This is a genomic window from Sulfitobacter sp. 1A13496 (genome assembly GCF_043557225.1).
GTDB classification, from domain to species: domain Bacteria; phylum Pseudomonadota; class Alphaproteobacteria; order Rhodobacterales; family Rhodobacteraceae; genus Sulfitobacter; species Sulfitobacter faviae.
Genome location: NZ_JBIFFP010000006.1, coordinates 243,130 through 250,296, shown reverse-complemented (window position 1 = coordinate 250,296; position 7,167 = coordinate 243,130). Strand labels below are relative to the sequence as shown.

The 7,167-nt window shown below is 52.7% G+C and carries 7 protein-coding genes; 5 read left to right on the top strand and 2 right to left on the bottom strand.

Annotated features, from left to right (window positions below):
• Positions 1 to 244 (bottom strand): hypothetical protein (locus ACGYLX_RS14835; RefSeq protein WP_394450395.1); only part of this gene is annotated, 244 nt, incomplete at its 3' end.
• A gap of 441 nt (positions 245 to 685) precedes the next feature.
• Between ACGYLX_RS14835 and ACGYLX_RS14830 the strand changes: the two genes are divergently transcribed.
• The 5 genes from ACGYLX_RS14830 (at position 686) to ACGYLX_RS14810 (ending at position 5,709) form a co-directional block, all read left to right on the top strand.
• Positions 686 to 1,069 (top strand): hypothetical protein, encoded by a 384-nt coding sequence (locus tag ACGYLX_RS14830; RefSeq protein ID WP_394450393.1) that lies wholly within the window; start codon positions 686 to 688, stop codon positions 1,067 to 1,069.
• An 879-nt stretch (positions 1,070 to 1,948) separates the two neighbouring features.
• Complete coding sequence (locus ACGYLX_RS14825) at positions 1,949 to 2,518, top strand: hypothetical protein (protein ID WP_394450392.1); 570 nt, start codon at positions 1,949 to 1,951, stop codon at positions 2,516 to 2,518.
• Between the two features lie 581 nt (positions 2,519 to 3,099).
• Positions 3,100 to 4,671, top strand: coding sequence for an NAD(P)/FAD-dependent oxidoreductase (locus ACGYLX_RS14820; RefSeq protein ID WP_394450390.1), 1,572 nt, complete (start codon positions 3,100 to 3,102; stop codon positions 4,669 to 4,671).
• A gap of 4 nt (positions 4,672 to 4,675) precedes the next feature.
• Entirely contained in the window at positions 4,676 to 5,206 is a 531-nt protein-coding gene (locus ACGYLX_RS14815) for a c-type cytochrome (RefSeq protein WP_394450388.1), read from the top strand.
• Positions 5,203 to 5,709, top strand: coding sequence for a RidA family protein (locus ACGYLX_RS14810; protein WP_394450386.1), 507 nt, complete (start codon positions 5,203 to 5,205; stop codon positions 5,707 to 5,709). The genes ACGYLX_RS14815 and ACGYLX_RS14810 overlap by 4 nt, the downstream gene beginning before the upstream one ends.
• An 86-nt stretch (positions 5,710 to 5,795) precedes the next feature.
• On the opposite strand, the gene ACGYLX_RS14805 is transcribed toward ACGYLX_RS14810, so the two are convergent.
• Complete coding sequence (locus ACGYLX_RS14805; protein ID WP_394450384.1) at positions 5,796 to 6,776, bottom strand: ABC transporter substrate-binding protein; 981 nt, start codon at positions 6,774 to 6,776, stop codon at positions 5,796 to 5,798.
• Positions 6,777 to 7,167 lie beyond the last annotated feature (391 nt).

Below are 7,167 nucleotides of genomic sequence, written 5' to 3'. Positions count from 1 at the left end.
GGCTGTTCTTAAGAACACTCAGCGCCTCCGGCCACGCTTGTGAAAACACCGCTGCCGAAGAAATACCATGCATGCGCGCAAAGGCCCTGAGTCCAGTGGCAAGGACATCCACAACATCATTCGAGTTGTGAATACCTGCGCGGTGCATCTGCTTCGACAACTCCTCAGCACATGTAGGGGCTAAGCGGCGAAACAGCAGTAGCGCGGAAATCTGAGGGCCGGGAATATTTGTCTTATTGGTCATATGAAGCTCTTTCTTTCTAAGAAGGGTGAGTGGCACGCAGCCCGCCTCCTCCTCGATTTAGGAGAGGCTGAACGACCTGCGCGTCCACAAAAAGACGCGCAGGGCGATCAGCCCCCGAACGACATCAACCACTTATAAAATATCAGTATTTTCAACTTGCAGAGGCGTGGGTCTGCGCGCCGGCCAAATTAATTTGCCCAAAATGCACTGTTCGGCAACCGTCCCCCGAAAAACGTTTCGATATTCCTTCTAAGCCTTGCAAGGCACCGCCCTGCCCCCGCCCACAAAGGAGACCGAAAGACTAAGCCACCCCAAAAGCCATATTCAGCGCGCCGCAAAAAATTACCGCGCGCGTTTCCGCCCCAAAGAAAGCGATCCCAACTCTTCAATACAGCGCTTTCGCTGCACATCCCGAACTGCAAGCCCAAAAGGAGATACCCCATGGCTGCTACCTCTTCGCTCAACACGCTGGACCTCAATGCCACCGGCGAACGCATCATGCTCGACTATATCTTAAACGCCCTCAAAACGGCGAACCGAGCCATCTATGATATCCCCCAGCCGTTCCTTCCCCCACACATGAATGTTCAAAACCTCGCTGACTTCCGGCTCCAGAAGATGAACGGCGGGTGGGTCGCAGATATCTATTTCCAAAACGTTCCAACTGGACAACCAGATGCAATAGGGACCCGCGATGCGCATCCCTACAAGACAAAGCAAGAAGCCTTCCTCGCAGGTGCCGAAATGCTGTGCACCTTGATCACTGGAACATCAGAACTGCCGTTCACCGCCCTCGACGACCAGATCATAGGCGCACCGAGATAAAGTACGAAGCCTCACGGGAAGTATCAATATGCGAGGGCCAGTCCTCTCGCTCTCGCATACATACGCACCAATATGAGACACGAACCATCGATCTGAGACACTCAAATTCGATCACGTGTTCAGGCGCCGAGAGCGCCTAACGAGACAGTATTGAGAATGCATGAAACCGGCTGAACTGCACCAAAGGTGCCCGGTCCGGATGGACGCCGGCACGGCATACCGCTCTCATCACGACTTGAATTCCGTCTCGAAAAGACAGTGAGAACCTCGCAGTAGAATAGTCAATAACATATGCCGACGACCGCCAGAATTTTCCCTCCTGCACCACCTGAGTATAGAGTTAAATAACGGGTCAAGAACCGGTCAAGACAACAGATCTATGTAGCTGAAAAAGACTATAAATTCTTTATCAACAGGGGATATCCGCCAGAACGCCTACGAACTTCCTGAGGTATCCTAGCTAGTCAAAGTGCAGCCCCTCACCGCACAATGATCCTATAATTCCACGTATTTATAACTACTTACGTGTACTTTTCCCCTTCATAGGGCCAAAAAGAAGCTTCGATTAGACCATAAAGCTCCCGTCCGTCAAAGCATAAGATCAGCGCACGAGGGCCCAACAGGCCCTATCAGAAAGGATTCGAGACCGCACAGAAATAGCGGGAAAAGAGTGCCATTTTTTCTACTAGATCGGCAGAACGCGAAGACAACATTCGAAGCTATTATGTCAGTTCTGAAGAGACACAAAGGACATGGTATTCCGCATCCGAGTATCCTCTATATCGCAAAATATAAGTTATCCACATAAAATTATTGAACAAATTTGCTGCTAATCGCGTTGGATAATTCCAAACTCAAATTAATGCAAAGGAGAACGATATGGGAAACGACCTACGCAACAAGGGCCTGCTATTCGACGAAGCGGACTTCTCACTCCCACCAAACTATACGGCAGAAGCACTATTTGAGGTGGTCGAAAACCACTGCTTCCAGGAGTTCGATTACGGATATGGCGACCCCTACGCTAATCCGACCTTCGAGCTATTCGGTATGGTATCAGAAAGCTTTGAGAAAGCCACCGACGGAATCGACCACCACTCAATCTGGGTCAAGCCTGGAGTTGGATTCCAGGATATTTTCCTTAAGATAGCTTGCCGTCTAGACGTTCCGGAAACGGTGGCTCTTGAGGCAATTACCACCGGTCAGACAGATGCTCTCGAGGAGGTTCTAAGCCGCCAAATCCGCGCCCATCTTGACGCTTCACAACACTACTCAGCACAAGAGCTAACAGCTTACCTTGCAGATCTCAAATCCACAGCCCTTCTGGGAGCAAGACATGAAAATCAGTTTGATACACACGGTGACGAAATGATTATAGACTTTCGGAGTAGAAACTACGGTCCAGGACGACGAATCCTTGTTGAAATAGCATACAACTGGGGGCAATGATTGATCGAGCGTTCTTTGGGGCCGTAATTTTGCGGCCCCAAAATTCTATCCTTCACATTTAATAAGTGGCCGATAGAGCCTTGGAAGGTTTTATCCGTCTCGTAGACGCCGGGCTGATCTGGCGCCTATGAGACGGATAAAATAAGAGCGGAAAGTGAGTGGCGGGCTCTGGAACCCGGTTAGCTCATGGTCGCCCCGGCGGTCAATGCAAGCCGGCTGGTTTTGATGGATTTCAAGCTACCGCAGCGCCCGTTTTATGTTTTGCGCCATAAGGAACGGCATCTTTCTTTGGCCGAGCGGCGGTTTCTTGACCTTCTTTGAAATCGCACCGCTCTGAAAGGGGACTCGAGCTTCGGCAGTCAAAGCGCTTTCGATCATCCATGACATGACACGCTCGAGTTACAATCAGGGAACCGGAAAGAACGATCTTTTGCCGCATCCGGAAAAAGAAAACCTGTTTGCTTGGAACCCGGCATCTTTGCGAACGGTTGACCCTGTAGAATTACTTAATTCGTGAACTAGCGCGTTCGTGTCGCAGTGATCGGGGGCGCGCTTATCGTTCTTATGACGAGGGGGGCTCCATGAGTGAAATCACACGCCGCAATCTTCTAACGATGATCGGAACTGCCGCAGGCAGTGCCGCTATGTATCATGCTATGACTTCAATGGGTTTTGCAGCACCCTCTGATTATAGTGGACCCATTAAATTAGACGGAGATCCCCAAGGAGCGAAGGTGCTGGTTCTCGGCGCCGGCCTGGCCGGGCTCACCGCCGCCTATGAAATGCGGGCAGCTGGCTATGAGGTCGAGGTGCTGGAGTTCCGTGAGAAGGCGGGCGGGCGATGTTGGACCATGCGCTCGGGCGACGAGTACACTGAACTCGGTGGCGCGACTCAGAACGTTGATTTTGCTGAAGGCAATTACATCAACCCTGGCCCATGGCGGCTACCGCATAATCACCATGCCGTTTTAGACTACTGCAAGCGGCTTAAAGTCCCTCTCGAGCCATTTATCCAGCTGAACTATAACTCCTATCTTCATCGTTCAGACGCCTATGGTGGCAAGCCCCAGCGTTTGAAAGACATCAAAACCGACTATCGCGGGCATATCTCGGAGTTGTTGGCCAAGGCCGTCAATCAGGGAAGACTTGATGAACTGGTCACCACGCAAGACCGAGAAGTCCTACTGGAAAGCCTGCGGACCTTCGGCGTGTTGAACGAACAGAATGAATACGTGAAGAGCTTGGACACCAGCCATTATCGCGGCTACGCAAAGCAGGCGGGCGGCGGTGTCGGGGCAGCCCCTGAAGCTTCGGATCTGCTTAACCCGCAGGAGGTACTGCAGTCGCGGCTTTGGGAGTATCTCGCCACCCATGAGACTGTGGATCACCAGGCACCCATGTTTCAGCCGGTCGGCGGGATGGATGGTATCGCCAAAGGATTCGAGCGCGAGGTCGGAGATCTTATTACCTATAACGCCAAAGTCGTCTCGCTACAGCAGGACGAGAGCGGGGTAACGGTGACATGGGAAGACACTGCAGGTGGAGGTCAGCAGACCAGCAAAGCGGACTATTGTGTCTGTACCATTCCTTTTTCCATCCTCGGACAAATCGACCACAACCTCTCGGGTGATTTATCCAATGCGATCAGTTCGATGTACTACAATGGATCGACGAAATGGGGCCTCGAGTTCAAACGCCGCTTCTGGGAAGAGGATGAAGATATCTATGGCGGTATCAGCTACACCGATCTCGCCATCGGTCAGATCAGCTACCCTTCGACCGGCTATTTCTCCGATGGGCCTGCCGTGTTGCTGGGCGGTTATACATGGCGCGGAGAGAACTCCTACAAGTTCAACGCAATGCAGCCTGAAGAGCGCTTGGAATGGGCGCTAAGACAGGGTGCCAAAATTCATCCTCAGTATCGGGATGAGTTTAAGACCGGTGTAAGCGTTGTGTGGCACAAGGTCCCATGGGTTCTCGGGTGCTCGGGCGTTTGGGAAAATCGCGACTATTACGAGGACGCCATCAAGATCGACAATCGCGTCGTCTGCGCCGGCGAGCACCTTTCTTACCTGCCTGCGTGGCAAGAAGGGGCGATCCTTTCCTCGCTTGATGCGATCTCGCGTCTCCATGACAAAGTAATCAACGGGTGAAGCCATGCGACAGATATTTTTCTCCGCGACGATCGTAAGCATTCTCGGCACGCTGCCGCTCTATGCCCAAGACAACGACGCAAACACGCGCGCGGCGCAAGCCACAGCGCCTGAAACCGGCGAGACCTCTCCCGACGGCGAAGCCCGTCCACAGGAGCGTGACATAACCGCTATGGCGGATGGCGGTGAATGGGTCGAAGAATATGTCAGCGAGGATGGCGAAGAGTTGTACCAAACGCTCTGCTCCGGCTGTCATATGGCTGACGGGTCAGGGGCCATTGGGGCCGGGAAGTACCCAGCTCTTAGAGGCAACCCCAATCTCGAATATGCTGGCTATGCGACCTACGTCATCATCAACGGCCAGGCTGCAATGCCAAGCCTTGGGCATTTTCTCGATGACCAACAAGTATTGGCTATCACAGACTATATTCAGACGAACCTCGGCAATGACTATGAGGCCGATGGTACGCTCGACGCCGTGGCCGACGCCCGGCCGGCCGAACCCGTAGATCAGAACACGGAGGAACACGAATGATCCGCAAATTTATCGCCCCCCTCGCCGCTGTCGCAGCACTTATGACCACGAGCTTATATGCTCAAGGCTCGGAAGTTGTTCGCCACGGTTTGCCGGATTCAGACTTCCCAATCTTGCAAGCAGTTGAAGTGCCCGCGGATGCAACCTTGGTTTACCTCAGTGGCACCGTGCCGACGGTCGCCAATGAGACGGCCGAGAAGGGCTCACCCGAATACTTCGGCGATACAGCGACCCAAACCGCCAGTGTACTCGCTGCAATTGAGAAAAAGCTTGCCGGGCTCGATCTTGATATGGGGGACGTCATCAAAATGCAGGCCTATCTTGTTGCCCCCGAGGGTGGCGACGGGATGGATTTCCAAGGCTTTATGGAGGGTTATACTCAGTACTTCGGTACCGAAGAACAGCCTGAGCTCCCAACTCGCTCGGTCTTTGAGGTCGCAGGATTGGCCAACCCCGCATGGCTGGTAGAGATTGAGGTAGTGGCGGTAAGACAGGGTTCTTGAATACCAGTTGTACCTTCTAAGGAAGGAAAAGCGGTGGCCCATATCGGCCACCGCTTATTTTTTGACCTGTCGCTAGTAGCTGACCCTCAATTATCCTCCAAGACAGCAGATAGCTTCTGGCGCGCGTCCTCGTTGAGCCAGTCACGCCAAACATCCTTATTATTCAATAAAAAATGCACAGCGGCTTCTTCCGTAGACGCGTTGTTCTCGTCCTTCCAGGCCAACAGCGCGCTCATGTCGGAAGTCTCAAAGCTAATATTGCTCATCAACTTAGCGACTTCCGGGTACTCATCGATAAAGTCCGTAGTCGCAACCGTGTACACCAAACTGGGAGGATAGGCGCTTGGCTTGGGGTCGACGACATCGGCGTTCAAATTGGCCTTGTGTGCTTCGAGGTCTACACCCCCGATATCAACCATGGTCATGTCAAACCGCCCCATGAGCGCCGTAGGCTCCCAATAATACCCAAACCATGGCTCTTTGGCCTCATATGCTGAGGCAAGGGAGGCGGCTAAAGTTTCGCCGCCCCCGTGATCAAACACTTCAATGCCGGCTTCTTCAAAGCCATATGCGCGCGCAATATTGCGGTTAATCGTGCTACAGACCCACCCCCCTGTAGGACAGTTGTTGAAGCGGTTCCCTACAAGATCAGGGTTATCCAAGATGCCTTGGATCGTTTTGAGTTCTGGATGCTCTTCTGCAAGATAGGTGGGAATCCACCAAGCCTCCAGGCCACCTGGCTGCAGCACCTGTGTCATGTCTTGGATCACGTCATCCTGCTTAAGCTTTTCGTAAGCGCTGCCTGCAGAGTTGACCCAAAGTTCGGTCACAATATCCGGCTCATTGTTTTCAGCAAGTGATGTAAGGGCGGGAATTGTATCAGAAGGTACCCGGGTGACGGTGCAACCATAGCCCTGTTCCATCAGGAATGTTGCAATCTCTGTTGTGATAATAGCAGAAGAGAACGTCATCTCGGTGATGCTAACCTCTCCGCATTCGGCGGCCGCGATATTGGGCGCGGTGGTCGCGATCGCTGCGGCTGAAAGCCAGAGCTTCAGATTTTTCATTTTAGTGTTCTCCCGTTTGTCTACACGTTCCTGGCAGGTGGCACGCAAACCCTCGACAGGTCGCTCTCTGACCATCTTCGTTATGTGGCACGGTTGGATTTAAGCATAATTCCATTGAGCTTTCGAAGAACTGCTATCCGCCCCGATCAAGCGCCATTTCTATAGTCAATGTAGACCTTCTGTAGCATGAAGGGGCCGACAACATTGTGCGTTTGGGGGGCGAGGCGCTTTAGAACTGGTCGACTAAGGGGCCATAGCCCTACACCGATTGGTCATCTCGCAAGTCTTCAGGCTTTCTGGGACAACTGAGAGTTTGCTCTCCCGCAAACTATAACTATCTCTTAAACATGGGCAAAAAAGTCCATCTGTCCCGTGACCTCCTCCCCGTCAC

Excerpts from the sequence above, each read along its gene's own strand:
- ACGYLX_RS14825 (WP_394450392.1), top strand. The coding sequence starts at position 1,949 with ATGGGAAACGACCTACGCAACAAGGGCCTGCTATTCGACGAAGCGGAC.
- ACGYLX_RS14830 (WP_394450393.1), top strand. The coding sequence starts at position 686 with ATGGCTGCTACCTCTTCGCTCAACACGCTGGACCTCAATGCCACCGGC.
- ACGYLX_RS14820 (WP_394450390.1), top strand. The coding sequence starts at position 3,100 with ATGAGTGAAATCACACGCCGCAATCTTCTAACGATGATCGGAACTGCC.
- ACGYLX_RS14805 (WP_394450384.1), bottom strand. The coding sequence starts at position 6,776 with ATGAAAAATCTGAAGCTCTGGCTTTCAGCCGCAGCGATCGCGACCACC.
- ACGYLX_RS14815 (WP_394450388.1), top strand. The coding sequence starts at position 4,676 with ATGCGACAGATATTTTTCTCCGCGACGATCGTAAGCATTCTCGGCACG.
- ACGYLX_RS14810 (WP_394450386.1), top strand. The coding sequence starts at position 5,203 with ATGATCCGCAAATTTATCGCCCCCCTCGCCGCTGTCGCAGCACTTATG.